Here is a 1,897-nt window from a genome sequence, read left to right on the forward strand (position 1 = left end):
CGGTGATTTTGAGAAATCTATCTGGGCCATAAATAAATATATATCCATAGCACCGGACGAACCCAATCCTTATGATACCAGAGCTGACCTTTATGCCTGGAATGGAAAGCTGGACCAGGCAATTGAATCTTACAAAAAAGCTTTAGAGAAAAACCCTGACTTTTATCCCTCTCAGTACAAACTGGGGGATATGTATCTTTTCAAAAAGGATTACACCCAAGCGGAAAACTGTTATAAGGCGCTCTCTTCCAGCAGCGAGAAGCGTTTGAGGTCAATGGGAAGGTTATACTTAAAATCGATTCCTTTTTACCAGGGGAAATTCGAAGATGCTCTCAAAGTGTTGGACGATGGTATTGCGGCAGACAGAATGGAACAGTTTGAAGGAGAGATGAATGCCTATAAACATTTCGATAAGGCATATCTCTATGAAAGGCAGAAAAAGATGTCTTTAGCATTAAAGGAAGCAGAAATAGGCATGGAAATATACAAAAAAGACAAACCCACAGACCCGGTGTATGGGAGAGATGGTTACGCTTATCTTCTGGCAAAGAGTGGGAGAATTGCCGAAGCTGAAGAATTGGCAAAGGCTTTGAAAAAGGATATTGAGGAAAAGAATCCAAAGCTGATGTTTTCTTACTGGTGGACATTGGGCGACATCGAGTTAGTCAAAGGGGACACAAACATGGCATTGAGCTATTTAGAAAGAGGAAATAGAGAGTCCCCCACCCCAGATTTTTTTATGCGTTCTCATCTGGCGGAAATTTACTTGAAGACAGGCAGACTGGACGAAGCAGTAGCTGAATTAGAAAAGGCACTCTCAAGATATGATGTTTACAGAGTATTGACTCCCATGGGAGTGAAAGCTTATTACCTTTTAGGCTTGGCTTATGAGGAATCCGGCTGGAATAAAAAAGCGATTGAGAAATATGAGGAGTTTCTGGATATCTGGAAGAATGCTGACCCTGGGATACCTGAAGTTGCGGATGCGAAGGAGAGATTGAAAAAGCTGAAAAAGTAGACAGCAGGCAGCATACTGTAAACAGGAAAGAGGCGACCCAAAGGGTCGCCTCTTTCGTAGGGACAGAACATTGTTCTGTCCTTACGAAATCTTACTGCTGATTAAGTTGATTAAGTCAAATTTGACCTTGAGGCTGATAAATCTGTTTCGAGCATCCATTTAAGCTGCTCAATCATCCGCGTAGGGGTGGAACTTGACTCCACCCTTATTTTTTTCCGAAAGGCACGGAATTCAGGTGGCCGAAAGCTTTAGCTTGCGATTAAATAACTCACCCTAAGTCCCTCTCTTAAAAAGAGAGGGACTTGTATTTCCCTACTCTTCGTAAGAGAAGGGGTTAGGGGAGGAGTTCAAAAACGCCCTTAGGAGACTACCGAGCCTTGCATCATCACGGATGATGCACTCAATAGACTCCACCTTATCCCTCCCCTGAAAGGGGAGGGTAAATAGATTCCCTCTCCTCGTAAGAGAGGGTCGGGGAGAGGTTATTTCCCATCTCCCTTCTTCCTTTTTCCTTTTTTCATTTCTAGATTTATCTTGTTTTTCTAAATCTGCGTATTATATTAGTCCGAAAATTTGGTTGAGGATGTTCGAATAAAGGAGGAGAAAGTTTTGAAAGAGAAGATTCATCCCAAGTATTTTGAGACCACCATCACCTGTGCCTGCGGGAATGTCATCCATACCCGTTCCACAGCCAAGGATATCCATGTGGAAATCTGCTCACATTGCCATCCCTTTTTTACCGGAAAGCAGAAGTTAGTGGATACTGCCGGAAGAGTGGAGCGTTTCAGGAAGAGATACCAGAAAGAAGAAAAGAAGCAAGAGAAAACTGAGGGTAAGTAGCTTTTTACATGAGGATTTACTGTCTTTTTCTACTAAAGA

Annotated in this window: 2 protein-coding genes; both read left to right on the plus strand. The window is 42.5% G+C overall.

What is annotated here, in order from left to right; all coding sequences use genetic code 11:
* On the plus strand, positions 1-1,018 hold a 1,018-nt coding region (locus MUP17_07465; GenBank protein ID MCJ7458813.1), incomplete at its 5' end, for a tetratricopeptide repeat protein.
* A 609-nt stretch (positions 1,019-1,627) separates the two neighbouring features.
* Positions 1,628-1,858, plus strand: coding sequence for a 50S ribosomal protein L31 (rpmE, locus tag MUP17_07470; protein ID MCJ7458814.1), 231 nt, complete (start codon positions 1,628-1,630; stop codon positions 1,856-1,858).
* Positions 1,859-1,897: the final 39 nt, after the last annotated feature.

The sequence above is a fragment of the Candidatus Zixiibacteriota bacterium genome (genome assembly GCA_022865345.1).
GTDB lineage: Bacteria > Zixibacteria > MSB-5A5 > MSB-5A5 > RBG-16-43-9 > RBG-16-43-9.